A 26,249-nucleotide genomic window follows, 5' to 3' on the forward strand; every position below is an offset into this window, starting at 1 on the left:
AGTAGACCATGAGCAACGAACAGTTTGATGCGCGCGAGCGGCAGGACCCCGCTCAGCGTGAACGGGATCTTTTTGCCCGGTTGCCGGAGCTGCTGGCCCACGCGGCCACCGCCGCACCGGGGTGGGCGGAGCAGCTCTCCGGACAGGATCTGGCCGGCGTGTCCGGCCGGTCTGCTCTGGCCCGCTTGCCGGTTTTGCGCAAATCAGTCCTGATGGAGCGGCAGAAGGCCGATCCGCCCTTTGGCAGGTTCCTGGCGGGAGATCTGTCGGAGGCCGCGCGGGTGTTCATGTCGCCGGGGCCCATCTGGGAGCCGCAGGCGCCGGGCCTTGATGCCTGGAACGGTGCGCGAAGCCTTTATGCGGCCGGGTTCCGCAAGGGCGACACTGTTCTCAATGCCTTTTCCTACCACCTGACGCCGGGCGGGTTCATTCTGGACCAGGGCGCCGTTGCGCTTGGCTGCACCGTGTTTCCGGCGGGCGTCGGAAACACGGATATGCAGGTGGAGGCTGTCGAGGTCTTGAAACCCGCCGGATTTGTCGGCACCCCGGACTATCTCAAGATCCTCCTGGACAGGGGCCGGGAGCAGGGCCGCGATGTCTCCTCCATCACCAAGGCGCTTGTGTCCGGGGGGGCTCTGTTTCCCTCACTCCGGCAGGACTATGAGGACCAGGGCATTCGGGTCAGTCAGTGTTATGCAACTGCCGATCTGGGCGTGATCGCCTATGAGACCGAGGCCCGGGACGGAATGGTCGTCAATGAAGACTATCTTGTTGAAATTGTCCGTCCGGGCACCGGAGATCCGGTGGCCGACGGAGAGGTCGGCGAGCTTGTGGTCACCAATTTCAACCGTCTTTATCCGCTGATCCGCTTTGCGACCGGAGATCTGTCACGCATCGTGCCGGGAGAGTCCCCGTGCGGGCGCACCAATATGCGGCTGGCGGGCTGGATGGGCCGGGCTGACCAGCGCACCAAGGTCAAGGGTATGTTTGTGGACCCTGCCCAGATCGCGCAGATCGTGGCGGCGCATCCGGAAGTCGGCAAGGCACGCCTGGCCGTCAGTCGCGCGGGCGAGACCGACGCCATGACCCTGTCGGTCGAAACCGAAGCCCCGGGCGATGCCCCGGCCGGCGGGCTTGCGGAGCGGGTCGCAGCGACCTTGCGGGATGTCACCCGGTTGAAGGGGGAGGTGGAGCTTGTGGCTCCCGGCGCGCTGCCCAATGACGGCAAGGTCATTGCCGATGAGAGGGACTATGGCTGACGGCAAGGCCTGAATAGGGGGCCTGCCGCAACATGCGGGCAAAGGTGATCCGGCGCGATTGTGGCGCGTATGATATTTGCCGCATTGGCGTTGGCCTCCGCTTGGCCTATGTAAGGCAAAAGACCATACCGCATTCAGGGATCCCACACCCATGACCGTTCATCCGACCGCACCTCTTGCTGCTGATACGGCAGCAGAGTTCCGCAAACTGCATTTGCCACAGGATCATCCGCCGGTGAAAAGCGGTAAGGCCGGCGTTCTGCTGGTCAATCTTGGAACTCCGGATGCGACGGATTACTGGCCCATGCGCCGGTATTTGCGTGAGTTCCTGTCGGACAAGCGGGTGATCGAATGGCCGCGGGCGATCTGGTATCCGATCCTCTACGGGATCGTCCTGATGACCCGGCCGGGCAAGTCCGGCAAGGCCTATGACGAGATCTGGAACCACGACAAGAACGAATCTCCGCTTCGGACGATCACGCGCAGCCAGTCGGAAAAACTGGCCGGGATGCTGGGGTCTGAGGGCAGGTCCCTGAAGGTGGACTGGGCCATGCGCTATGGCCAGCCTTCCATTCCAGACAAGCTGAAGGCGATGAAGGAGGAAGGCTGCGACCGGATCCTGGTGTTCCCGCTCTATCCGCAATATTCGGCAACCACGACAGCAACCGTCAATGACGTGGTCTGCAAGACGCTTCTGGAGATGCGCTGGCAGCCAGCCATCCGCACGGTGCCGCCCTATCACGACGATCCGGTCTATGTGAATGCGCTGGCCGCGTCCGTGAAGGAGCATCTGGACAGTCTCGATTTTGAACCGGATGTGGTGCTGACTTCCTATCACGGTATTCCGCAGTCCTATTTCAAGCGCGGCGACCCCTATCATTGCCATTGTATGAAGACGACACGGCTGATGCGCGATGTGCTCGGCTGGGACGAAGCCAAGCTGCGGGTAACGTTTCAGTCCCGCTTCGGCCCGGAAGAATGGCTGCAGCCCTATACGGACAAGACCGTGGAGCAGCTGGCCAAGGACGGGGTCAAGAATGTCGCGGTTATGAACCCGGGCTTTGTGTCCGACTGTCTTGAAACGCTTGAGGAAATCGCCGGAGAAGCGGGCGAGATCTTCGAGGAGAATGGCGGCGGCCATTTCAGCCACATTCCTTGCCTCAATGACAGTGATCTCGGCATGAAGGTGATTGAGCATATTGTCCGCCGTGAGCTTGGCGGCTGGCTCTAGGCAGCGTGCCGCGTTCAATCGGGACACGCTGTTTTGTCTGTTGCGTTGACTGCTCTGAAGTCAGCCAGCGACAGGCTAATCCAATGAAATGCGACGTGAAATAACGCGCTGATCCTCAAGGCTTCGGAACTGGTAATTCTGGCAAACCCAACACAGAGGCCCCATATTTCTTATCTGGTGCCCGAATCGAACGCGGGCTGCCGTCAAAAAGTCTTGAGATGAGGCCAGAATAAGAGAGTGGTCTGGCTATGCTCCGCCATAACAGGGCGGGGCAGGTGTTTTCGTAACTGGGACAAGACGTTTGAGTATCGTGACTTTATCGCACTTAAGGCACTTCTATATCGTGTCGCGTTTATAGGGGCTCAAACCATTTTGTCTTTGCGTTGAAATCTGCGATCTCAGGCTGCGAAAGGCAAATCCGGGGGAACGAGATTTGCGCTGACGGTGTTTTACCGTGTCTGGGAAGACGCGGGAAAGACACTGGAAGCTTGCGCCTGATCGGCGCATAGTGACTTTGGTTTTGTGGATCACGGGATGGTCAAAGGGGGCGATTGACCATCGTGAAGACGATCCCATTCCGACTCTGAGGGCCTCTTGGGCGCGCCTTGGCGGGTGTGCCGGGGCTCAGGCTTTAGCGGGAGAAATTCATGCCGGGTTTTGATGCATACAGTGTTGTTCTGATCTTTCTTGTTGTTCTTGTCGTCCTGGTGTTTTTTGCCGGGGTTAAGACCGTTCCCCAGGGGTATAATTTTACGGTCGAACGGTTCGGAAAATACCGCAAGACACTGACTCCCGGTCTGAATTTCATCATTCCCTTCATCGATACGATTGGACACAAGCTGAACATGATGGAACAGGTGCTGGATGTGCCCTCCCAGGAGGTGATCACCCGGGACAACGCGACGGTGACCGCCGACGGGGTGACCTTCTATCAGGTGCTGGATGCGGCGCGGGCGGCCTATGAGGTGCTCGGGCTCAAAAATGCGATCCTCAATCTGACCATGACCAATATCCGCTCGGTCATGGGCTCCATGGATCTGGATTCGCTCCTGTCCAACCGCGATGAAATCAATGCCCAGGTCCTTCGTGTGGTCGATGCGGCCGCCGAGCCCTGGGGTGTCAAGATCACTCGCATCGAGATCAAGGACATCAACCCGCCCCGGGATCTGGTAGACGCCATGGCCCGGCAGATGAAGGCCGAACGTGACAAGCGCGCGGCGATCCTGGAAGCGGAAGGCAAGCGGCAGTCTGAAGTTCTGAAGGCGGAAGGTGAAAAACAGTCGCTCATTCTGGAGGCGGAAGGCCGCCGGGAGTCCGCCTTCCGCGACGCGGAAGCCCGTGAGCGCGAGGCAGAAGCCGAAGCCAAGGCAACCCGCATGGTCAGCGAAGCCATCGCAGCCGGGGATGTTCAGGCGATCAACTACTTTGTGGCCAACAAATATGTGGAGGCCTTCACCGCCCTGGCCACCTCGCGCAATCAGAAAACCCTGATCCTGCCCATGGAAGCGACCTCGCTGCTCGGGTCCTTGAGCGGCATCGGCGAGATTGCCAAGGAAGCCTTCAGCAAGGACGGCCGCAATGAGGAGGGCCAGAGCGGTTCCCGTATTCCCAACACTGGCTTTGGGCGCCCTGAGGGAGGCAATTTGTGACGCTGATCGAAAGCACCATTGCGGCCCTTGGACCCTGGAGCTGGTTTGTCCTGGGTCTTGTCCTGCTGGGGCTGGAAATCGTGGCACCGGGCAGCATCTTCTTGTGGTTCGGCCTGGCGGCCCTGGTGGTGGGCGCCGTCGCGCTGGTCGCCGATCCGGGCTGGCAGGTGATGATCACCCTGTTTCTGGTGCTGTCCATCACAAGCCTTCTGATCGGGCGCCGCCTGATGGTGAACCTGTCTTCAGAAAGCGGTGATCCCGGCCTAAACCGGCGCGGCAGCCGCTATGTGGGCCGGAAATTCACGCTGGAAAAACCCTTGAGCGACGGCGCGGGAAATCTTTCGATTGACGATACGGTCTGGCGGATCACTGGACCGGACCTGCCTGCAGGCACAAAGGTGCGGGTCGAGGCGGTGGACGGCGCTCGGCTGGTGGTGTCTGCCTCGGAGTAACGGGAACCGGGCCCGGACCGGACGATAAAACGGCCCGGCTCCTTCAGCTTTCAAATGGGTTCCCGGCGCTGCGGCTTTGTTGATACCAACCTCAATAGATAGGAACCGATCTGACCGTGTTTGGGGGCTGTTCGGCAAGGAGCAGGTTGCAGGGCGATATGGTTTATCGTTCAAAACCTGGGACGCAGCTGAACAGTCCTCAAACACGGCCTCGGTGGCCTGCTCCGGCCCGCCGGACTGCGTTGCGCCGCTTGAACGGCCATAAAGGCCGTCCTGCGCAACGCGCCTTGCCGGCCAATCTCGACCAGCGCCATCAGATGGGTTTCTATCTATTGAGGTTGGTATGAGCCTGAACAGGTCAGTCTTAGAGCTTGTGGCCCGGCGGGATTGGCGGCTCTTCGGCTTTCAGCAGGATGCCGATGCGCCGGTTGGCGGCCAGATAGGGATCGTTGGGAAACAGCGGCTCGGTGTCCGCCTTGCCGACCACCGCATAGAACTGATCATCCGGTACGCCATATTCGGACAGGATCTGCCGGGCCACGTTTGCCCGCTCGGTGGACAGGTCCCAGCCGGTATAGCTCGGATCGCTTGTCTGCTGGCCGGAGGTGGTGTGGCCGGTGATTTCGATCCGGTTGGGCATACGGGCCAGAACCGGGGCCATCTTTGCGATCAGCCGCCGGGTGGTCTCATAAGGATATTTGGAGCCTTCGCGGAACATGGAGCGGCCATCCTGGTCGACCAGCATGATGTTCAGGCCATCCTCGCTCTCTTCCAGAATGATGTTGGTTGAGACTTCCGTGATTTCGGGCATTTCCTGCCAGGCCTGGCGCAGGGAGGCCGCTGCCGTTGCGAACTGGCGCGGCTTTTCGATATCGGCTTCCATCGTGTCGTGGGTGTTGGCTTCCGGCCCCTGTTTGCGCCGCTTCTCGTGGCGCTCGGTGGCAAAGTCGGAATCCATTTCCTGTTCGACCTGGCTGATATCCTTCATGTAGTCGCGGATCGGAATGCCTTCGACCTCGATGATGCCGGTGCGGCTGGAGGTTTCCTTCACGCCGAAGGCCTCGCGCATGGACCCGGCCACAACCTGCAGCTTTTCCTTGTCCTGGATCGAGAAGGAAATGATCAGAACGAAGAAACACACAAGCAGGGACATGAGATCGGCAAAGGTGACCAGCCAATCGGGAGCGCCGCCACCGCCTTGCTGTTTTTTCTTGGCCATCTTGTTGGTCCGTTCCTGTGCGCTGCGTCAGGCGGCGTCCGCCAGCTCGGCGCGGGCCTTTTCCGGAAGGTATGCGATGAGCATTTCCTTGATGAGCGCCGGGCTCTTGGATTCCCGGATCTGGCAGACACCGTCGATGATCAGGGTCTGGTTGAGCTCGTCGACATCGAATTTCGCGTCCAGCTTGTCCACCAGCGGCAGACAGATGATGTTGGAGATGAGGGCGCCGTAGAGGGTGGTCAGCAGGGCGACGGCCATGGAGGGGCCGATGGCGGCCGGGTCATCCATATTGGCCAGCATCTGAACCAGACCCACAAGGGTCCCGATCATGCCGAAAGCCGGAGCGGAATCGCCAAGGGCCTTCATGACACGCTTGCCTTCCGACAGGCGCGACAATTGCAGGTCCCGTTCCCGCTCCATCGCTTCCTTGATGAAGTCCAGTTCGTAGCCGTCGGCGATATACTGGACACCCTTGGCCAGCACCGGATCGGAGACATCGACATTTTCCAGACCCAGCGGGCCGGACTTGCGTACGATTTCACCCAGATTGGTGATTTCCGAAATCAGGTCGCGCGGGCTGGCGCCCCGCCCGGCCAGAGCCACCTTGAATCCGGTCACAAAGGCGGCGGCAATGTCCGAGATCTGAAAACGAATCAGGGTCGCGGCCAGACCGCCGCCGATCACGATGAGGATCGAAGGCACGTCAATGAACTGCCCGAAGCTGCCACCAAGGAAAATCGCGGTGACAACAATGCCGAAGGCACCAACAATTCCGATTAAGGTCGCCAGATCCATTCTGTCTACACACCAAGGTCTGCGGCATCATGCCGGTTGAACTTGGCTGCAGTCTAAGGGCGCTATGGCTAATCAAATCCTAATGCGGCGCGCCTTGCGGGCCTGAAAATCAACTTTTCAGTGTCCCAGCTCCGTGAAAATGCGGAAAAAAGGAGGCGCGCCAGACCGGTCAGGTCAGGCGGTGCCAATGCGCAACAGGTCGTGAAGATGGACAATGCCGGCCGGCCGGCCGTCCTCAATCACAAAAACGGAGGTGATCGACAGGCTGTTCACCAGCTCCAGGATCGAGGCGGACAGGGTGTCGGGCGCGACCGTTTTCGGTTCACGGGTCATGATGTCGCCAGCCGTCTTTTCCAGAAGATTTGCAGACACATGGCGGCGCAAATCCCCATCGGTGATGATGCCGATGAGCCGGTTGAGCTCATCCGTGACGCCCAGGACGCCGAAGCCCCGCTGGGTCATCAGCACGATGCCCTCGCTCATGGGGATTGACTGCGGGACCAGCGGCAAATGATCGCCAGTATGCATGATGTCCCGGGCGGTCTTCAGGCTGGCACCAAGGCGGCCGCCCGGATGGAACACCCGGAAATCCTGAGCGGTGAAGCCACGTCCTTCCAGAAGGGCAACGGCAAGCGCATCGCCGATGGCCAACTGGATGAGGGCAGAGGTCGTCGGCGCCAGCCCGTGGGGGCAGGCCTCAGCCACGCTTGGCAGCTTCAGCACCACATCGGCCGCCCGGCCAAGCGCACTGTCGCTGCGCGATGTGATGGCCACCAGCGGCACCTTGAAGCGCCTTGAATAGTTGACGATGCTGGCCAGTTCCTGGGTCTCGCCGGACCAGGACAGGGCAATTACCACATCATCGCCGGTGACCATGCCAAGGTCGCCATGGCTGGCTTCACTCGCATGCACAAAAAAGGACGGCGTGCCGGTTGAGGCCAGGCTGGCGGCAATCTTGGTGCCGATATGGCCGCTTTTGCCGATGCCAGTCACGACCACACGGCCCTTGCTGTTGCAGATCAGATCGAAGGTTTGCTTGAAAGGCTCCGCCAATCCATTTTTCAGAGCGGCCCTAACGGCGCTGAGACCGGCAATTTCCGTTTCGAAAGTCCGTTCAGCGGATACAAGGCATTGGGCGAGTGTCTCTGACACCGGGCCGGATTGAGAATTGGTTGGGGATGTGGCCATTGTGGCTTTCTTATCTTTGTATTTGGCGCATGGTTTACCGGACGCGGGCCTTACGGACTGGCCGCCCGTCCAGCGCCCCGGGCGCGGTCTGCCTAGGACTATGCCAGACGCCGGTCGGGATCAAGAACTCTGCCGTTTTTTGTGGTTTTTCGATGGCGTTGACCAGGCCTGGTACCCGGCGGAGTGAGATCTCCTCCAAAGGGAATCCTGTGGCAATTTGCAACACGGAAACGAAGCATTAACCATCATTCGTCAGGTTGGGGCTGTTCTTGGAACCGGCCGGTTTCGAGCGATTTGAACAGTAGATGTGAATGCGCCGTATTCTGCCTATCCTTGTTTGTCTGACCGCCTTTCAGGTGGGGTCACCGTTTGCGCAGACGGTGACAGGCTTGCGTGGGTCCGGTTCAGCAGAGGATGGGCTGGGCTCCGAAGAGGCCTCTGACCAGGCAGTGGAAGCGGCGGACAGCACTCCGGTGCAGTCGAATGTGTTTGCCTTGCGCCGCAGCCTGAACAGTGCGGAAGCAGAAACCGGCTCAAGCGGGCTCGGCACGAACGGGCAGGTGCTGCCGGTGCGGCCCTTTTCCGACCGGCTGGCGGCTGTGAACCGGGCCGTGCCGCTCTCCGATGACCTTGTTGACGACAGTGTCTTTGGTGGGGACACCACATTCGATGAGGCCCAGGGCATCCGGCTGGGCACGTTTACCTTCACTCCGCAAGTCACAGTCTCCACCGGCTGGACGGACAACACAGCCCAATCCGCCTCCGGCACGTCCGGGGCCCTTTACCGGATCTCGCCGGATCTGGCGCTTACGTCCAACTGGTCCCGGCACCGGTTCGATGCCTCCTTGCGGGGCAGCTATACCGGCTATCCGGAGAAGCCGGATGACAATGACGGCAGCGTTTCTGCGGCCGCTAGTCTGCGGCTTGATGTCAGCGACGCCACCCAGGTGACGTCTGGCGTCAGCTACACCTATTCGCGCGAAGAAGACGGCAGTGCGGAATCAACGTCTTCGGAGACCGATCATATCCAAACCTATTCGGGATCTTTGGGCGCAAGCCGGGCCGTGGGGCTGGTGGCCGTGACCACGTCCTTTGCTGTGGACCGCAGCGTCTATACGTCCGATGACACGCAAGATAGAGGCCGGGACAACACGCTCTATTCAGCCAGCCTGCGTCTGGATGCGGATACCGGCAGTATTCTGACGCCTTTTGTGGAAGGGGCTTTGCTGCTGCGCCGTTATGACGAGAGCTGCAGCGACGCCTTGTGCGAAAAGCGTAATGCCAATGGTTATCAGCTGCGCGGGGGCCTGGCCATTGCGTCCGGTCCCAAGGTGACCGGCACCCTTGGGGCTGGCTGGCGGATCGAGGATCTGGAAGACGGACGGCTCGACAATCTCAGTGGGCTGATTGTGGACGGGTCGCTGGTCTGGTCGCCCAGCCGCCTGACAACCGTGACGGCCGGTGTTGGCACCCGTTTTGAAGCAACGGATATTGACATGGCGAGTGGCTCGATCATCTATTCAGGAGATCTGCGTCTGGCCCATGCGTTCAGCGACCGTCTCGTTGCTGAAACAGGCACAGGCTACAGTTACCGGACCTATGAGGGCGTTTCCATTGAGGAACGGACCCTGACCGGGTTTGGCGGCGTGACATTTGCCCTGACCAGAAACGTGGCCCTGACGGCGGACTATACCCACCGCAGGTTCGACAGTTCCGAAGAGGCAAGCGATTACACGGAAAACGCAGTGGAAGCCGGTCTTCGGTTCCGTCATTAACTTTACGGTAACCAAAAAACGGCCATTCATGGGGCGGGGGCAGAAGCGAACACGGACCTGGGCATAGGAGGCCCTGATGCGGAGCTTTGTGCTGCGGACTGCGAAGGCAATTGTGGTGATGCCCCGGACCATCTGGCCGGCAGGTGGACTGAAACGGCTGGCCGGTGGCCTGCTCGTGGCCGTTGGTCTGACAGCCACGTTGTGCCCGGCCCACGCCGATCCGGGATTTGACCGGTTCGTGCGTGATTTCTGGCCAAAAGCCAAGGCGGCCGGGATTTCCGCCAACACCTATAACGCTGTGTTCACCGGCATGAAGCCGGATGACGACACCCTGCGGCTGATGAACAAGCAGTCGGAATTCGTCAAGCCGATCTGGGATTATCTGGACAGCGCGGTGTCTGAAAGCCGGGTCGAAAAAGGCCGGGAGCTGCTCAAGAAATATGGGCCGGTCCTGGCGCAGATCGAGGCCCGCTACGGGGTCGACCGGGAAGCCGTTCTGGCGATTTGGGGTATGGAAACCAATTATGGCGGCTATATGGGGCGCCACAATGTGATCCAGGCGCTGGCCACGCTGGCCTATGCGGCGCCAAGGCGCAAGAAATTCTGGAACCGGGAGCTTCTGACTGCCCTCGCCATTGTGCAGGCGGGCCATGTGCGGTTTCAGGATATGGAAGGGTCCTGGGCCGGGGCAATGGGACATACCCAGTTCATGCCGTCCAGCTGGAAGGCCTATGCGGCGGATTACAACGGCGATGGCCGCCGGGACATCTGGACATCCGTGCCCGATGCGCTTGCCTCCACGGCAAATTATCTGAAAAAGCACGGCTGGCAGACCGGCAAGACCTGGGGCTATGAAGTCAAGCTGCCCGCCGGGTTCGATTATCATCTGGCCGATGGCGATCTGACCATGACCCTTGGCGAGTGGGCCAAGCGCGGCGTGCGCAGGTCCAATGGCAAGGGATTCCCGCGCCGCTCCGACAAGGCAATCATGGTTCTGCCTGCAGGGGCAAAGGGACCGGCCTTTCTGATGCTGCGCAATTTCTATGTCATCAAGCGTTACAACAATGCGACCGCCTATGCGCTTGCGGTCGGGCATCTGGCAGACCGTCTGATCGGCGGCGGGCCGCTGGCGGGGGACTGGTCGCGGGATTATTTGCCGCTGAACCGGTCTGAAACCGCAGAGCTGCAAAATCTCCTGAACCGGCAGGGTTTTTCTGTCGGATCTGCAGATGGCAAGGCTGGTCCGGCCACACGCAGAGGGATACGGGCCTATCAAAGTGCACGTGGCCTTGTGCCGGATGGCTATCCGTCCGTGGTTTTGCTGGCGCATCTGAAAATGGGCGGGTAAGCTAGGCGCAGATCTGTCCTTCCTGGAGAGTAGGGTGACCGTGTCTGCGTTTTTTGTGACCGATTTCTGGAAGATTCGGACCGGGCTGGCGTGTCCGCTGGCTTTGGCTGTATGCATCTTGGTTCTGGGCGCGGGGCTGGCACCTGCCGCCGCAGAGGAGCCTGCGGGCGGACAAGGGGCGCATAAGGGCATTGTAGTTGCCCAAAATGGTCTTTTGCGTGGCTTCAATCCGTTTGCTCCCCTGCAAAAGCTCTTTGGCAACAAGGAACGGCGCAAGACGAAGCGGCCGCCGGGCAGCATCCAGAAGCGCAGCACGTCCTCCCGGGCCGCCGGGGCGCCGCCCAGGCTCCAGATCCAGCCCAAGAACCCGGATGCCGGTGCCATTCTGGTGGTGGGGGACCGCATGGCGCGCGGGGTCGCGGACGGGCTCGATTACATTCTGGCTGACAAACCCCAGATCCGGGTGGAACGTCTGACAGAGGACAAGGCCGGATTTGCCGGAAAAGCGGGCCCTGACTGGCCGGAAAAGGTGCTGGCCAAGATCCGCGGCGCGGATGTAAAGGCGATGGTGGTGATGATCGGCCGCAGGGATCTCGGCAAGCTCTTTGAGGAAGATCCGCTAATCGAATATATGAGCGAGGACTGGACCTCGGCCTACCGCAAGAAGGTGGAAGCGCTGGTGCGTGTTGTGCGCCAGGAGAAGAAGCCGATTGTCTGGGTCGGCCTGCCGCCCACCAGCAAGAAGAGCGTCAATGCGGATTTCACCCAGCTGAATGCCATTTTCCAGTCGGCGTCCGAAGACCGGCGGGTCCGGTATGTGGATATCTGGGATATCTTTTTGGCTGAAGATGGCAGCTACTCTTCCTTTGGCCCGGATGTGGACGGCAAGAACACACGATTGCGGACCCAGGACCGGATCGGCTTTTCATGGCCGGGCTACCGCAAGGTGGCGTTTTTTGTTGACCGGGAACTTTTGCGGCTTTTGGGCGGATATGGCGGGCTTGCCTATGAGGGCATTGAGGACGACCCGAATTTCATCGTGCTGACCGGCCGGACCACTTCGCCTGAGGGCTTGCTGCTGGGTGGTGAGGACGATCAGCGCGAAATCGATACAGACAGCGCCGCCTACCGCTTTTTCGTCAAGGGCGAGCCGCTTCAGCCCGTGCCGGGCCGGGTGGATGATCCTTATATGGAGGCCGACGGCACATCGGCCCTGGGCGGGGCGGTTCCCAGCGGCTCTTAGAGCATCGTGCGATCAGTCTGCACCATTTGGCCGGATCTGCTTTGTCTGCTGAGGAGGCGGATCGCGCGCCGTGGTGTTTCCCACCACAAGTTCGATCCAACGATGTCAGCGGGCAAAGCAGACCGGCCCCTGGGGTGATTGAAAGCAGCCCATCGGCAGCGTTGCGTCGCTTGCCCGATACACCGCATCGCGCTGCGCGATGCGCCTTGCCGGATGATCTGCTTTCCAGCATCAAATGGTGCAGACTGATCGCACGATGCTCTTAGAACGCGCCGCGTTCATAGAGGTTCCAATCCCTGTTGTCTTTTGAATTGAAATCTCTGAGTTCAGGCAGCGGCATGCAAGTACCGTTCAAGCGCGATTTTCTCTGAGCGTGCCCATCTTGCCCCGATATCCGGGCGTGCCGGCAGGCTTTGCGGTTTCCCAGCCAGACCCCCAGCTGATACAAAAAGCCCTCTTGCACATCAGATCTGCAAGAGGGCTTTTGAGTTTCGCCAAAGCGCCTGACTTATCGCACGATGCTCTAAGCGCGCCTTATCTTTTGCGGGGCGCTTACCGCGGCAGGTCCGAGGACCCGGTCAGGAATTCGTCTACAGAGCGGGCGGCCTGGCGGCCTTCCCGGATGGCCCAGACGACCAGCGACTGGCCTTTGCGCACGTCGCCTGCAGCAAAAACCTTTTTCATGCTGGTTTTGTAGTCGTCCGTATTGGCCTTCACGTTGGTGCGCCCGTCCAGTTCCAGCTTGTCCCCGGCTTCGGCGATATAGGTTTCCAGCAGCGGTCCGGAAAAGCCGATGGCCGCCAGCACCAGATCGGCGCGCAGGATGAACTCCGTGCCTTCAATCGGGCGGCGCTTTTCGTCCACCCGGGCGCATTTTACGCCGGTGACCACGCCGTCTTCGCCCACAAGGCCAAGGGTGGCTGCGGAAAATTCCCGTTCCGCGCCTTCTGCCTGTGAGGAGGAGGTGCGGAACTTGGTCGGCCAATAGGGCCAGACCGCCATCTTGTCTTCCTTCAGCGGCGGGATCGGGCGGATGTCCAGCTGGGTAACGGACAGCGCCCCTTGGCGGAACGCGGTACCGACACAGTCGGACGCGGTGTCGCCGCCGCCGATCACGACCACATGCTTGCCACCTGCCCAGACCGGCTGGGCGTCGCCTTCCGGCTCGCCGCCGACTCGGCGGTTCTGCTGGACGAGATAGTCCATGGCCCAGTGGCAGCCTTCCAGTTCCATGCCCGAGACACCCGGATCGCGCGGGCGCTCGGCCCCGGCGCACAGGATAACCGCGTCATGGCGTTCGGCCAGTTCTTCCAGCGACGTATCGACGCCCACATTAACCCCATAGTGGAAGGTCACACCTTCGGCTTCCATCTGGGCGACGCGCCGGTCGATATAGTGTTTTTCCATCTTGAAATCGGGAATACCGTAGCGCAGCAGGCCGCCGGCCTTGGCCTCGCGCTCATAGACATGCACCGTGTGGCCCGCCCGGGCGAGCTGTTGGGCGGCGGCCATGCCAGCCGGGCCCGAACCGATGATCGCAACCGCCTTGCCGGTCTTGCTGGCTGCGGGTTCGGGCACGATCCAGCCTTCTTCCCAGCCCTTGTCGGCAATGGCTTGTTCCACGGTTTTGATATTGACGGGAATGTCTTCCAGGTTCAGCGTGCAGGCTTCTTCACAGGGCGCCGGGCAGATGCGGCCGGTGAATTCGGGGAAGTTGTTGGTGGAATGCAGGTTGCGCAGGGCAATGTCCCAGTCGCCCTGATAGACCAGATCGTTCCAGTCCGGGATCTGGTTGTTGACCGGACATCCGGTCGGTCCATGGCAGAATGGGATGCCGCAATCCATGCAGCGGGCCGCCTGGTTGGCGACTTCCTGCTCATTCAGCGGAATGGTGAATTCGCGGAAATGGCGGATGCGGTCAGAAGCCGGCTGATACTTCTGTTCCTGACGGTCGATTTCCAAAAAACCGGTTACCTTGCCCAAGGTGACCTCCTCAACTGTGTGCGTCCTCAAGTCGGCTGCAATCGGCCGCGCGCTGCGGCCGAGAGCCTTTTGTGTTGTTGGCCCTATTCGGCGGCGACCATGCCCAGGCGCTGCTCTTCCATTTCCCGCAGCGCGCGACGGTATTCAACCGGCATGACCTTGACGAATTTCGGCCGGAAACTGGTCCAGTCGTCCAAAATGGCCTGCGCTTTCGCAGAGCCGGTCAGTTCCAAATGCTTGGCCAGCATCTGGCGCAGGCGCTCATCGTCATGGCGGGTCATGTCGGAGGAAAGGTCGACGCGGCCCTTGTGCTCGATGTCGCCGCCATGGTGGTGCAGCTTTTCCAGAAGGTCGTCCTCTTCCGTCACCGGTTCCAGATCGACCATGGCCAGGTTGCAGCGGGAGCCGAACGTGCCGTCCTCATCAAGAACATAGGCAATGCCGCCGGACATGCCGGCCGCGAAGTTCCGGCCAGTCTGGCCGATCACCACGACGACCCCGCCGGTCATGTATTCGCAGCCATGGTCGCCTACTCCTTCCACAACGGCAATGGCGCCGGAGTTGCGGACGGCGAAGCGTTCCCCGGCCACGCCGCGGAAATAACATTCCCCCTCGGTCGCGCCGTAGAGCACCGTGTTGCCGACAATAATGGAGTTTTCAGCAACAATCCGGGTGTTATCCGGTGGCCGCACAATGAGCTTGCCACCGGCAAGGCCCTTGCCGACATAGTCATTTGCATCGCCGACGAGATTGATGGTCACGCCGCGGGAGACGAAGGCACCAAAGGCCTGACCGGCGGTGCCCTTCAGATTGATTGTCAGCGTGTCGGGCTTTTTGAGACCCTTGCTGCCATAGCGTTTGGCAATCTCGCCGGAGAGCATGGCGCCGACAGACCGGTCGACGGAACAGATCGTCTCCTCGATCACCGTCGGTTCCTTGGTCTCAAGGGCCGGTTTGGCGGCGGCAATCAGGCGCCGGTCGAGAATGTCGTCAATCGGGTGGTCCTGGGTCTCGGTCCAGCGGGTGGCTTCCGGCGCGGCGTCCGGCTGGAAGAAGATCCGCGTGAAGTCGAGACCCTGGGCTTTCCAGTGCTCAATGGCCGCATTCTTGTCGAGATAGTCGGACCGGCCGATCAGGTCGTCCAGTTTTTCCACCCCGAGCCCGGCCATGATCTCCCGCACTTCCTCAGCGACATAGAAGAAGTAGTTGATCACATGTTCGGGCGTGCCCTTGAAGCGCTTGCGCAGAACCGGGTCTTGGGTGGCAATGCCGACCGGGCAGGTGTTCAGGTGGCACTTGCGCATCATCAGGCAGCCGGCCGCGATCAGCGGTGCGGTGGAGAAGCCGAATTCATCGGCGCCCAGAAGCGCGCCGACAATCACGTCCCGGCCCGTGCGCAGGCCACCATCGACCTGAAGTGCGACGCGCGAACGCAAGCCGTTGAGCACCAGCGTCTGCTGGGTTTCAGCAAGGCCGATTTCCCACGGACTGCCCGCATGTTTGATCGAGGTCAGCGGGGAGGCGCCGGTGCCGCCGTCATAGCCAGACACGGTGATGTGGTCCGCGCGGGCCTTGGCCACCCCGGCCGCCACGGTGCCAACCCCGACTTCGGAGACAAGCTTGACGGAAATGTCCGCAGCCGGATTGACGTTTTTCAGGTCATAAATGAGCTGAGCCAGATCCTCGATGGAATAGATGTCATGGTGCGGCGGCGGCGAGATCAGGCCAACCCCCGGCGTGGAATGGCGGACCTTGGCAATGACCGCATCGACCTTGTGGCCGGGAAGCTGCCCGCCTTCGCCGGGCTTGGCCCCCTGAGCCACCTTGATCTGAATCATGTCGGAATTGACCAGATACTCGGTGGTCACCCCGAAGCGGCCAGAGGCGACCTGCTTGATCGCTGAACGCCGGGGGTTCTGGGACCCGTCGGGCAGCGGATTGAACCGTTCCGGCTCTTCGCCGCCTTCGCCGGTGTTCGACTTGCCGCCGATCCGGTTCATGGCAACGGCGAGCGCCGTATGGGCCTCGCGGGAAATCGAGCCGAAGGACATGGCGCCGGTGACAAAGCGTTTGACGATGCTTTCCGCCGGTTCCACCTTGTCCAGCGCAATCGGGCTGGAGCCGATTTCCTCAGCACCCTTGATGCGGAAGAGACCGCGAATCGCATAGCGCCCGCTCTTGCCGTTCACTTCCTCGGCAAAGGCCCGGTACATCTCGGGCAGATTTGAGCGCACCGCATGCTGCAGCTGGGCGATGGAGTCCGGGGTCCACATATGGCTTTCGCCCCGGGTTCGGTAGGCATATTCGCCGCCGACCTCAAGCGAGCGGCGCAGGATGGCGACGTCCCCGAAGGCTTCGGAATGGCGCAGCACCGTTTCATTGGCCACTTCCGCAAGGCCAATGCCTTCGATCATGGTGGCGGTGCCGAAGAAATATTTCTTCACGAAGTCCGTACCGAGGCCGACCGCGTCAAAGATCTGCGCGCCGCAATAGGACTGGTAGGTCGAAATGCCCATCTTGGACATGACCTTCAAGATGCCTTTGTCGATGGACTTGATGTAGCGCTCGACAACCTCGAACTGGTCCACTTCTTCCGGGAAGTCCATTTCCATATGCATGGACAGCAGCGTTTCGAAGGCCAGATAGGGGTTGATGGCTTCCGCCCCATACCCGGCCAGAACGCAGAAGTGATGCACTTCACGCGCTTCGCCGGTTTCCACCACAAGGCCGACGGAGGTGCGCAGGCCCTTGCGGATCAGGTGATGGTGCACGGCGGCAGTCGCCAGAAGTGCGGGGATCGCGATCCGGGACCGGCTGATCAGCCGGTCGGACAGGATGATGATGTTGTAGCCGTCGCGCACGGCCTTTTCCGCCCGTTCGCACAATTCGTCCAGCGCGCCTTCCATACCGTGGGCGCTTTTTTCGGCGTTGTAGGTGATGTCGAGCGTCTTGGCGGAGAACTGGTTGTCGGCAATGTCGCCAATGGCCCGGATCTTCTCAAGATCCTCATTGGTCAGGATCGGCTGGCGCACTTCCAGGCGTTTGGAAGTGGACAGGCCTTTCAGGTCGAAAATATTCGGGCGCGGGCCGATGAAGGAGACCAGGCTCATCACCAGCTCTTCCCGGATCGGATCGATCGGCGGGTTGGTGACCTGGGCAAAGTTCTGCTTGAAATAGGTGTAGAGCAGCTTCGACTTGTCGGACAGCGCGGAAATCGGCGTGTCGGTGCCCATGGAACCGATTGCTTCCTGGCCCACGGTGGCCATCGGGATCATGAGAAGCTTGATGTCTTCCTGAGTGTAGCCAAAGGCCTGCTGGCGGTCGAGCAGGCTTTCCCCCGCTACAGGCGCACGCTGGCGCACGCCCGGCAGGTCTTCCAGCACGATCTGGCTGCGGTGCAGCCAGTCCTTGTAAGGATTGGCAGTTGACAGCTGGCGCTTGATTTCATCGTCGGAGACGATGCGGCCTTCCTCCAGATCGATCAGCAGCATCTTGCCCGGCTGCAGCCGCCATTTCTGGACAATGCGCTCTTCGGCTACCGGCAGGACACCGACTTCGGAGGACATGATGACAAAATTGTCGTCGGTCACAATGTAGCGGGCTGGGCGCAGGCCGTTGCGGTCCAGCGTTGCGCCGATCTGGCGCCCGTCGGTGAAGGCAACGGCGGCGGGGCCGTCCCACGGCTCCATCAGAGCCGCGTGGTATTCGTAAAAGGCGCGGCGGTTTTCATCCATCAGCGGATTGCCTGCCCAGGCCTCCGGGATGAGCATCATGGCGGCATGGGCCAGCGAGTAGCCGCCCATGACCAGGAATTCCAGGGCATTGTCGAAACAGGCCGTGTCCGACTGGCCTTCATAGGAAATTGGCCAGAGTTTGGAAATGTCGTCGCCCAGAAGCGCGGAGGAAACGGAGGCCTGACGGGCGGCCATCCAGTTCACATTGCCGCGCAGGGTGTTGATTTCCCCGTTATGGGCCACCATCCGGTACGGATGCGACAGGTCCCAGGAGGGGAAGGTGTTGGTGGAAAAACGCTGGTGCACCAGCGCAAGAGCGGAAGTGAAACGCTCATCTTTCAGGTCGGCATAATAGGCGCCCAGCTGATAGGCCAGGAACATGCCCTTGTAAACCAGCGTGCGGCTTGACAGGGAGACGATGTAAAAGCCCTTCTCGACCGCATCGGTCTCTGCGCGCACCGTGTTGGAAATCACCTTGCGCAGCACATAAAGACGGCGCTCGAACGCATCGGGGTCTTCACAGCTCTTGCGCTTGATGAAGACCTGGCGGGACACCGGTTCGGTGGCCGCAATGTCGGGGGCCTTGGACAGGGACGCATTGTCGACCGGAACGGTGCGCCAGCCGATCAGGTCTTCACCTTCGGCCTTGATCACCCGTTCCACGATCTCTTCGCATGTTGCGCGCAAGGTGTCATCCTGGGGCAGAAACAGAAAACCGACGCCATATTGGCCCACCTCGGGCAGGGGCGTTCCGGCCTGGTCCATTTCTTCGGCAAAGAACCGGTGCGGGATCTGCACCAGCATGCCGGCGCCATCGCCCATCAGCGGGTCCGCGCCAACGGCGCCGCGATGGGTCAGGTTTTCCAGCACCTGAAGGCCATCGGCCACAATCTTGTGAGATTTTTCACCCTTCATATGGGCCACAAAGCCAACACCGCAGGCATCGTGTTCGCGTGACGGATCATAGAGCCCTTTTTCGGCGGCCGTGCCCAGTCGTTCGGCAAGTGTCTTGGGTGCGGTTCCCGTGTGTTGCCCGCCGCCTGCCTGCATGGCTGTGCTGGTCGTCAGCTCGTCTCTCGTCATGTGCGCCCTCACTGTTAAGCCCAGTGTTGCCGTGGCTTGAAGCGTCGGGTTCCGTTCGGGTCGCATTCCATCAAGAATGCGGCTCGGCGAACCCTGGCTTTCCTGCCCCGGCTCTGTCGTTGTATTTACCGCGGCGGTTCATGAAAACAAACCACCACATCGCCGCAGCGGACTGACCGCTGCCGAAACTGATGTGTTCCGTCGTGTCAGCGAATCCTCCCCGGATCCGTCGACCGCTTGGTCTGATCGCCGTTTGTTTGGCGGTGTCCGGCTCTCCCCACCAGCACCCCCCCCCCGCAATTGGGACAGTATACCTGTCCTATTCTAGGCGGGCGGAACATGACAGATTTCCCCGCCAGGGGCAAGGGTCTTTCTGCGTTGCCTCATTATAATTGTTTCATGTTGCTTGTGCCAATTATCTCGAAAGGTCGATTCAAGCGTGTTTTTGGCAAGAATATTTCGTCGGCGGAATTCTGGTCCGATGTGCTCGCAAATTGGTCACAGGCCTTTGATTTCCCATTGAAGCTCGATAGGCTCATGTAACTTTTGTGCCCGTACGGGATCAGGACTGTGCAGGCAGACATTGATTTTATTCATGAGAGGAGACTGAAATGAAACACAAGGCTATGTCTGCGGCAATCGTTGCCGGTGCTGTTGCCACTGCGGTGGCCGGTCTTGCCACAACCAGCCCTGCACAGGCGCAGGCAAAGGAAAAATGCTACGGCGTATCCCTGAAGGGCAAGAACGATTGCAAGGCCGGGCCGGGCACCACCTGTGCCGGAACCTCCACCGTTGACTATCAGGGCAATGCCTGGACGCTTGTGCCCAAAGGCACCTGCACCACCATGAAACTTCCCGATGGGCGCACGGGGTCTTTGACCGAATTGCAGCGCGACCTGCCGAAAGCCTGACCAGGGCCCGCCCGGCAAGCGTCCGGGATGCGAGTATGGGCCGGTGGACAGTGACCGCCTGCCCGTGTCTTTTCCGTTCTTGCCCTCTGCGTCCCTAGCCAGGGAGACAGCCATGTCTGATCAGCGATCTGACCCGTCCCGCCAGCGTGTTGCCGCCGCCATTCCGGCCCGGGCCGGAGCCGGGTTGAAGGCGGAGCATGTTGGCGCGATTCTCGACAGCCGGGCCCGGATCGGTTTTTTCGAAATTCACGCGGAAAATTACATGGGCGCGGGCGGTGTGCCTCACCGCCAGCTTGAAGCGGTGCGGGCCGACTATCCCCTGTCTCTTCACGGGGTTGGCCTTTCCATTGGCGGGGAAGGTCCACTGGACAAGGACCATCTGCAGCGGCTGGCCGCGCTCAACCGGCGCTACGAGCCGGGCCTGTTTTCAGAACATCTGGCCTGGTCCACCCATGACACCACCTATTTCAATGATCTTCTGCCGGTTCCCTATGACAAGGCGGCGCTTGACCGGGTCTGTGACCATATTGACGAGGTTCAGGAAACGCTCGGGCGCCGGATGCTTCTGGAAAACCCGTCCACCTATGTGGCGTTTGAACAAAGCACCATGAGCGAACTGGCGTTTCTGGGCGAGGTGGCCGGGCGCACCGGCTGCGGCCTGCTTCTGGATGTCAACAACGTCCATGTCTCGTGTACCAACCACCAGCAGTCGGCGCTGAACTATCTGGCGGCCTTTCCGCTGTCACTGATCGAGGAGATCCATCTGGGTGGCCATGCGCCAGACACGGATGATCAGGGCCGTCCGCTGCTGATCGATGCCCATGACCGGGAAGTGGATGCGGCCGTCTGGGCGCTTTATGACACAGTGCTTCAGAAAACCGGGGCGCTGCCGACCCTGATCGAGTGGGACAATGACGTGCCCGCCTGGCCGGTTTTGCAGGCCGAAGTGCAGGCCGCCGACCGGCTGCTGACCCGGGCCGGACACCCTTCTTTGCAACGGGTGGTCTGACATGGGTGCAGCCGGACGGAGACGTAGTGTCGGAGCCAAGGCTTTTGGGGCGGCCCTGTGGGACCCGCAGGCGGCCCCCCCGGCCGGCCTGACAGGCCCGGATGGGGCGCCTGCGCCCAAGCGGTTCAATATCTACCGCAACAACGTCATCGTTTCCCTGTGTGAAGCGCTCCGGCAGACATTTCCCGCCCTGTCCTCTCTCCTGGGCGAAGACTATTTCAACGCGCTGGCGCGCGCCTTTATTGCCCAACATCCGCCCGCTTCCCCGGTTTTGATCTGGTACGGTCAGGACTTCGCGGCGTTCATCGACGGCTTTGAGCCGCTCAAGGCCTATCCTTATTTGGCCGATGTCGCCCGGCTGGAATGGGCGTGGCTGCAGTCTTATCATGCGGCAGATGCCGCGCCGCTGGATCCGGCAGTGTTGGGGCAGGTGGATCCGGCCCGGCTTGGCGGCGTCCGTTTCGCCGCCCATCCGGCCACTGCGGTGGTCGTGTCGCCCTGGCCGGTTCTCGATCTGGCGCGGGCGAACCGGTTTGCGCCGGAAGACGCATCTGTGCCAGATCTGGACCGGCCCCAATCGGTTCTGGTCACACGTCCGGATCTGGAGGTGGGTCTGCATCTTCTGCCTCCCGGGGGCGGTCTTTTCGTGACGGCGCTGCTGGAAGGCGCCATGCTTGGCGAGGCCGCAACGCAGGCGGTGGCACACACGGCCACGTTTTCACTGTCCGGCTGTCTGTCGGATTGTCTTTCAAAAGGTGTTTTCAAGGGCCTTTTATTTGACTGAGCCAAGATGGCCGGGGTCCTGACATGGACAAGGGAAGGGGTATTTCATGGGCGCACTCGCGGGTTTTTTTGTGCGGTTGTATACGGCGGTGTTCGGCACGCTGGAACGGCTGACCAATGGCTGGCTGATGGGATTTGCCGCACGCTTCATTTTTGCGGCCGTGCTGTTTCAGTTTTTTTGGAACTCGGCCCTGACGAAAATCGGCGGCGATTTCATGAACCTCTTTTCCCCAACGGCCGGGGCCTATGCCCAGATGTTGCCCAAGCTCATGGAGCAGGTCAGCTACGATCCGAGCCAGCTGCCTTTCTTTCCCTATGGTCTGATGGTTCTGGCCGGGACCTGGGGAGAATTTATCTTGCCGGTGATGGTGGTGCTGGGCCTGTTCACCCGGTTCGCCAGCCTTGGCATGATCGTCTTCATCATTGTTATGAGTTACGTGGATGTTTACGGACACGGGGCGGATGCCAAAACCATCGGGGCGCTGTTTGACGGCCAGCCTTATGCGATCATTGCCGATGACCGCCTGCTTTGGATCTTCTTGCTGCTCGTCCCGGCTCTGAAAGGGCCCGGGGTGATTTCCCTGGACTTTCTCCTGGGGCGTTACTACCGGCAGCGGGAACTCTACTACTAGGCACGCGGGTGAAACGTGGCCAAGTCCTGAAAATCCGGTTGCCGGGTGAAAGCCAGGGTGCTTAAACCGGAACCATGAACTTTGCCAGCGACAACTGGGCGGGTGCAGCTCCGGCGGTGATGTCGGCGCTGGCCCGCCACAATTCCGGGTTCGAGCCGTCTTATGGCATCGACCCGCCCACCGACCGTATCCATCAGCGGTTCAACGAGATATTCGAGCGGCAGGTCGCCGTCTTCTACGTGGCCACAGGCACGGCGGCCAATGCGCTGGCGTTGGCTGCGCTGGCCAAGCCGGGTGGGGCGGTTTTCTGCCATTCGGACAGCCATATTCAGGTGGATGAGTGCAATTGCCCTGAATTCATGACCTCCGGCAACAAACTGGTAAGTGTTGCAGGCCCTGGCGGGAAAATGACCGCTGAGGCGCTATCGGAGGCCATGTCCGCCTTTCCGGACGGGGTGGTGCATCATGGTCAGGTGGCCTCGGTTTCCATCAGCCAGGCCACCGAAAGCGGCACGGTCTATACGCTGGAGGAAATTGCAGCGCTCAAGGATGCGGCCAGCTCCCGGTCCGTTCCGCTTCATATGGATGGTGCCCGCTTTGCCAATGCCCTGGTCACACTGGGCTGCACACCGGCGGAGATGACCTGGAAGACGGGGGTGGATGTGCTCTCCTTCGGCGCGACCAAGAATGGTTGCTGGTGCGCCGAGGCCGTTGTTTTCTTTGATCTGGACGTGGCCAAGGGGTTTGAATATTTCCGCAAACGGGCCGGGCATTTGTTTTCCAAAAGCCGCTTTGTCTCCGCGCAGCTGGAGGGCTATTTCGACGATGACGCCTGGCTGACCACGGCAAGCCATGCCAATAGAATGGCACAGAAGCTGGCGGAGGGCATCCGGTCTGGAGGCGGGCGCACGGCCTGGCCAGTGGAAGCGAACGAAGTGTTTCCGATTGTCAAACGGGAGCTGTTCGAAAGGCTCACGGCCGCAGGTGCCAAGATATATGAATGGCCTGCCAAGAACCTGGAGCCGGACCATGCCGTGCAGCCAGACGAGATCTGCTTCCGCATGGTTACAAGCTTTGCCACCACGGATGAGGATGTGACGGCCTTTTTGACTGCGCTCGGCGCGAATGCGTGAGGACACGGGGAACCGGCGGCTTGTGGCGTGTCATGAGACTGCCGCGCTCCGTTTCCTCAAGATGAGAGAGCGTGTCTGTCTGAGGGAAGGTTCGAAATAGGACTTCCTACTCAGTCCGCGTGTCACCTCCGGGGCGAGCCGGGGAGGGCCGCGTGAGGTGTTTCTTTTGAGAAAAGCGCGGCTGGCGATATGCCAGCCGCGCAATCATCACACAACAACGTTCATATGAACATTGTTATGTCTTTCGAAACGGCTTAGTGCGCCTGAGATTCGATCTGCCTGGATGCAGTTCCAGACGTGATCTCGATCTTGCGCGGCTTCATCGCTTCGGGAAGCTCGCGCACAAGGTCCACATGGAGCAGGCCGTTCTGGAGCAGTGCCCCGTCAACGCGCACATGTTCGGCAATCTGGAACCGGCGTTCGAAAGTGCGCGAGGCAATGCCCCGGTAGAGCACCTCGCGGTCGCTGTCTTCTTCCGACTTCTCACCCTTGATGGTCAGAACATGTTCCTTGGCTTCCACCGAGAGTTCCTCATCGGTGAACCCGGCCACGGCCATGGTGATGCGGTAGGCGTTTTCGCCGGTGCGCTCAATATTATAGGGCGGATAGCTGGGAGCGTCGTTTCCGGCGGCATCCAGCATGGAGAAGAGGCGGTCGAACCCGACGGTAGACCGGTAAAGGGGGGAGAAATCCAAGTGACGCATTTAAGTGTCCTCCTGTGAGCAACAGATACTTCACGACTGTTTTCATCGGTTTCCTGTCCCCCAATGTGGCGGGACAGAAGGTTTTCGCAGACCCATAGCGGCGCCTGCAAAACTGAGGTGGGCATTGCGGGAATTGATTTCAAGAGGCCCGGAACCTGGCCGGTCTTGTGCAGATGAACGGTAGATGAATGGAGCCTTCCGGTCCGGTTCAAGCGGCGCGGCGCATCTTGCACTCACCGTCGGCCCGGCGCTGGCGGTTCAAAGAGTTCCCAAGACGTTCCCAGGACCAGGAGATTTTCCATGCCCGCTTTTTTGTCCCGACTGTCCGCTCCGATTGCAGCAGTGGTTCTTGCCGCCTCGCTCGGCCTTGCCCATACGGCGGCTGCCGCACCGCTTTCAGGGGCTGCGCAGCTGAGTGGCCCGCAAGCAGCCCCCGCGCTCCAGGAAAAAGCGTCGCAGCCGCCCGTCGTCAAGGTGCATGACCGCGACCGGCCGCACCGCCATGGACATGGTCATGACGGCCGCCGGGGCGGGCATCGCGGCCAGCATTTTGACGGTCATCGCGGCGGCCCCAGAGGTGGGCATGGGGGTGGGCATGGGGGTGGCCATTGGGGTGGTCCGGGCTGGCATGGCCACCATGACCATATGGGCCCGCGTCAGATTCGCCGCAGCCTGCGCCATCGCGGTTTTCACCGGATCAAGATTGTGGACCGGCGCGGCCCGATGTTTATCGTCAAGGCCATTGGCTGGCGCGGCATGCCTGTGCGGCTGGTGGTTGATTCCCGAAATGCCCGTATCGTGCGCAGCCACCCGGTTGGCGGCCGTGGATACTGGCAGCCGCGCTGGTAACCGCTTTGCCGGTGGATAAGGGTTTCAAGGCCAGTCCTTCCTCAGGGCTGGCCTGAAAGCTTGTTGTGGGGCCGGGCGAAGCCCGCTATCACTTTTTCCCATGAAACTGTTCGATCATCCCGAAAATCCGGTGCCGGACGGGGCGCAGTCAGGGTTTGTCACAACCGTGGACAAAATCCGGATCCGCTACGCCCATTGGCCCGCGCTTGGCCATCCCCGGCGGGGGGCGGTCACGCTGCTTCAGGGGCGCGCCGAATTTATCGAAAAATACTTTGAAGTGGTCACGGACCTGCGCCAGCGCGGCTTTGATGTGGTCACATTTGACTGGCGCGGGCAGGGCGGCTCCCAGCGGCTCACACGCAATCCGAAACGCGGCCATGTGTCGAATTTCCGGAAATTCCGGCTGGATCTGCGCACGGTGCTGAAAGAGGTGTCTCTTGCGACCTATCCGGGGCCGCATTTTGCCCTGGCCCATTCCACCGGCGGCCTTGTGCTGCTGTCGGATGCCCAGCGCCTGCGTACCATGCTGGACCGGGCTGTGATCACCGCACCGCTTCTGGGTCTGCCGTCAGGGGCCTGGACCCTGGACCTTGCCGGGGGGCTGCGCTGGCTCCTGCGCAAGCTCACACTTGGCTGGCTCGGCAAGGTGCGGCTGAAAGCGCAGCAGCCCAAAACCTCGGTTTTTCTGGAAAAAATTGGCTTTCCCCTGGCCCGGGCCCTGTCCCTTGCCGGGCTGGGCCGCCTGTTTGTGCCCGGCGGCAACAGCAAGGTGCTCCTGCCGTTCAAGGGCAACCGGCAGACCTCGGACAAGGTCCGGTTTGAGCGGTTCAGCAAGGTGCTGGAGCAGGCGCCAGAGCTTGGGATCGGCGCGCCAACGGTTGGCTGGCTCAATGCGGCGGCCCGCACCATGACCGCTCTGCGCCAGCGGGGTTTTGGGCCGTCGGTCAAACTGCCCTGCCTGTTGCTGGCCGCCGGTGAGGACCGGATCGTTTCCAGCCCGGCGATTGAGGAATTTGTGTCAAGAACCCGGGCGGCGGCCTATCTGGAAATTGCCGGGGCGGCCCATGAACTGATGATGGAACGCGATGTGTTCCGGGATCAGTTCTGGGCTGCTTTTGATGCTTTCATTCCCGGTTTTGAGGCGGAAGAAGATCCGGCGAGAATGGAAGTCTGACGCGGAGCCATTCGCTGTTTGACCTCAAAGAGATCGCGGCAAAAGGCAAGGCTGTTTGGCCTTGAGCGGCAGAGGTAGGCACCAAACGACATCAA

General features: G+C 60.8%; 20 protein-coding genes. 14 read left to right on the top strand and 6 right to left on the bottom strand.

The window, feature by feature from the left end:
* Positions 1-8 precede the first annotated feature (8 nt).
* The 4 genes from ACXAH0_RS05410 to ACXAH0_RS05425 all read left to right on the top strand — a co-directional run bounded on the left by ACXAH0_RS05410 (position 9) and on the right by ACXAH0_RS05425 (position 4,591).
* Complete coding sequence (locus ACXAH0_RS05410) at positions 9-1,259, top strand: phenylacetate--CoA ligase family protein (protein ID WP_475189589.1); 1,251 nt, start codon at positions 9-11, stop codon at positions 1,257-1,259.
* A gap of 151 nt (positions 1,260-1,410) precedes the next feature.
* Complete coding sequence (gene hemH / locus ACXAH0_RS05415; RefSeq protein ID WP_475189591.1) at positions 1,411-2,490, top strand: ferrochelatase; 1,080 nt, start codon at positions 1,411-1,413, stop codon at positions 2,488-2,490.
* Positions 2,491-3,137: 647 nt separating this feature from the next.
* A complete protein-coding gene (locus ACXAH0_RS05420; RefSeq protein ID WP_475173449.1) occupies positions 3,138-4,139 on the top strand; it encodes an SPFH domain-containing protein in 1,002 nt (333 codons plus the stop codon).
* Positions 4,136-4,591 (top strand): NfeD family protein, encoded by a 456-nt coding sequence (locus ACXAH0_RS05425; protein ID WP_475189593.1) that lies wholly within the window; start codon positions 4,136-4,138, stop codon positions 4,589-4,591. Before ACXAH0_RS05420 ends, ACXAH0_RS05425 begins: the two co-directional genes overlap by 4 nt.
* Positions 4,592-4,955: 364 nt before the next feature.
* Here ACXAH0_RS05425 and ACXAH0_RS05430 read toward each other — a convergent pair whose 3' ends face one another.
* From ACXAH0_RS05430 to ACXAH0_RS05440, 3 genes are all read right to left on the bottom strand, one after another.
* Positions 4,956-5,810: a flagellar motor protein MotB gene (locus tag ACXAH0_RS05430; protein WP_475189594.1), complete on the bottom strand. Its 855-nt coding sequence runs from the start codon at positions 5,808-5,810 to the stop codon at positions 4,956-4,958.
* A 27-nt stretch (positions 5,811-5,837) separates the two neighbouring features.
* Entirely contained in the window at positions 5,838-6,605 is a 768-nt protein-coding gene (locus tag ACXAH0_RS05435; protein WP_475189596.1) for a motility protein A, read from the bottom strand.
* A gap of 174 nt (positions 6,606-6,779) precedes the next feature.
* Entirely contained in the window at positions 6,780-7,793 is a 1,014-nt protein-coding gene (locus tag ACXAH0_RS05440; RefSeq protein WP_475189598.1) for a KpsF/GutQ family sugar-phosphate isomerase, read from the bottom strand.
* A 311-nt stretch (positions 7,794-8,104) separates the two neighbouring features.
* Between ACXAH0_RS05440 and ACXAH0_RS05445 the strand changes: the two genes are divergently transcribed.
* From ACXAH0_RS05445 to ACXAH0_RS05455, 3 genes are all read left to right on the top strand, one after another.
* Positions 8,105-9,568: an outer membrane beta-barrel protein gene (locus ACXAH0_RS05445; RefSeq protein ID WP_475189600.1), complete on the top strand. Its 1,464-nt coding sequence runs from the start codon at positions 8,105-8,107 to the stop codon at positions 9,566-9,568.
* A gap of 118 nt (positions 9,569-9,686) precedes the next feature.
* Positions 9,687-10,916, top strand: coding sequence for a lytic murein transglycosylase (locus ACXAH0_RS05450; RefSeq protein WP_475173848.1), 1,230 nt, complete (start codon positions 9,687-9,689; stop codon positions 10,914-10,916).
* A 40-nt stretch (positions 10,917-10,956) separates the two neighbouring features.
* Positions 10,957-12,159, top strand: coding sequence for an SGNH/GDSL hydrolase family protein (locus tag ACXAH0_RS05455; protein ID WP_475173466.1), 1,203 nt, complete (start codon positions 10,957-10,959; stop codon positions 12,157-12,159).
* A gap of 552 nt (positions 12,160-12,711) precedes the next feature.
* On the opposite strand, the gene ACXAH0_RS05460 is transcribed toward ACXAH0_RS05455, so the two are convergent.
* The gene (locus ACXAH0_RS05460) at positions 12,712-14,142 is read right to left on the bottom strand and encodes a glutamate synthase subunit beta (protein ID WP_475173469.1); all 1,431 of its coding nucleotides are present in this window, start codon (positions 14,140-14,142) and stop codon (positions 12,712-12,714) included.
* Positions 14,143-14,225: 83 nt separating this feature from the next.
* The gene (gltB, locus tag ACXAH0_RS05465; protein ID WP_475173852.1) at positions 14,226-18,926 is read right to left on the bottom strand and encodes a glutamate synthase large subunit; all 4,701 of its coding nucleotides are present in this window, start codon (positions 18,924-18,926) and stop codon (positions 14,226-14,228) included.
* Positions 18,927-19,570: 644 nt separating this feature from the next.
* Between gltB and ACXAH0_RS05470 the strand changes: the two genes are divergently transcribed.
* The 5 genes from ACXAH0_RS05470 to ACXAH0_RS05490 all read left to right on the top strand — a co-directional run bounded on the left by ACXAH0_RS05470 (position 19,571) and on the right by ACXAH0_RS05490 (position 23,427).
* Positions 19,571-19,870 carry a BufA1 family periplasmic bufferin-type metallophore gene (locus tag ACXAH0_RS05470; protein ID WP_475173472.1) on the top strand — a complete coding sequence of 100 codons (300 nt, stop codon included), beginning with the start codon at positions 19,571-19,573 and terminating at the stop codon, positions 19,868-19,870.
* Positions 19,871-19,982: 112 nt separating this feature from the next.
* Positions 19,983-20,879 (top strand): MNIO family bufferin maturase, encoded by an 897-nt coding sequence (gene bufB / locus ACXAH0_RS05475; protein ID WP_475173474.1) that lies wholly within the window; start codon positions 19,983-19,985, stop codon positions 20,877-20,879.
* Between the two features lies 1 nt (position 20,880).
* Positions 20,881-21,663 carry an HvfC/BufC N-terminal domain-containing protein gene (locus tag ACXAH0_RS05480; protein WP_475189602.1) on the top strand — a complete coding sequence of 261 codons (783 nt, stop codon included), beginning with the start codon at positions 20,881-20,883 and terminating at the stop codon, positions 21,661-21,663.
* Between the two features lie 46 nt (positions 21,664-21,709).
* Positions 21,710-22,294, top strand: coding sequence for a DoxX family protein (locus ACXAH0_RS05485; protein WP_475173479.1), 585 nt, complete (start codon positions 21,710-21,712; stop codon positions 22,292-22,294).
* A gap of 74 nt (positions 22,295-22,368) precedes the next feature.
* A complete protein-coding gene (locus ACXAH0_RS05490) occupies positions 22,369-23,427 on the top strand; it encodes a threonine aldolase family protein (RefSeq protein WP_475189603.1) in 1,059 nt (352 codons plus the stop codon).
* A 254-nt stretch (positions 23,428-23,681) separates the two neighbouring features.
* Here ACXAH0_RS05490 and ACXAH0_RS05495 read toward each other — a convergent pair whose 3' ends face one another.
* On the bottom strand, positions 23,682-24,131 hold the full coding sequence (locus ACXAH0_RS05495) for an Hsp20 family protein (RefSeq protein ID WP_475189604.1): 450 nt from the start codon (positions 24,129-24,131) through the stop codon (positions 23,682-23,684).
* A 300-nt stretch (positions 24,132-24,431) separates the two neighbouring features.
* Between ACXAH0_RS05495 and ACXAH0_RS05500 the strand changes: the two genes are divergently transcribed.
* Positions 24,432-24,980 carry a hypothetical protein gene (locus ACXAH0_RS05500; protein ID WP_475189606.1) on the top strand — a complete coding sequence of 183 codons (549 nt, stop codon included), beginning with the start codon at positions 24,432-24,434 and terminating at the stop codon, positions 24,978-24,980.
* A 100-nt stretch (positions 24,981-25,080) separates the two neighbouring features.
* The gene (locus ACXAH0_RS05505; protein WP_475189608.1) at positions 25,081-26,154 is read left to right on the top strand and encodes an alpha/beta fold hydrolase; all 1,074 of its coding nucleotides are present in this window, start codon (positions 25,081-25,083) and stop codon (positions 26,152-26,154) included.
* The last annotated feature ends 95 nt before the right edge of the window (positions 26,155-26,249 follow it).

The organism is Roseibium sp. AWQ4_290 (assembly GCF_056160985.1).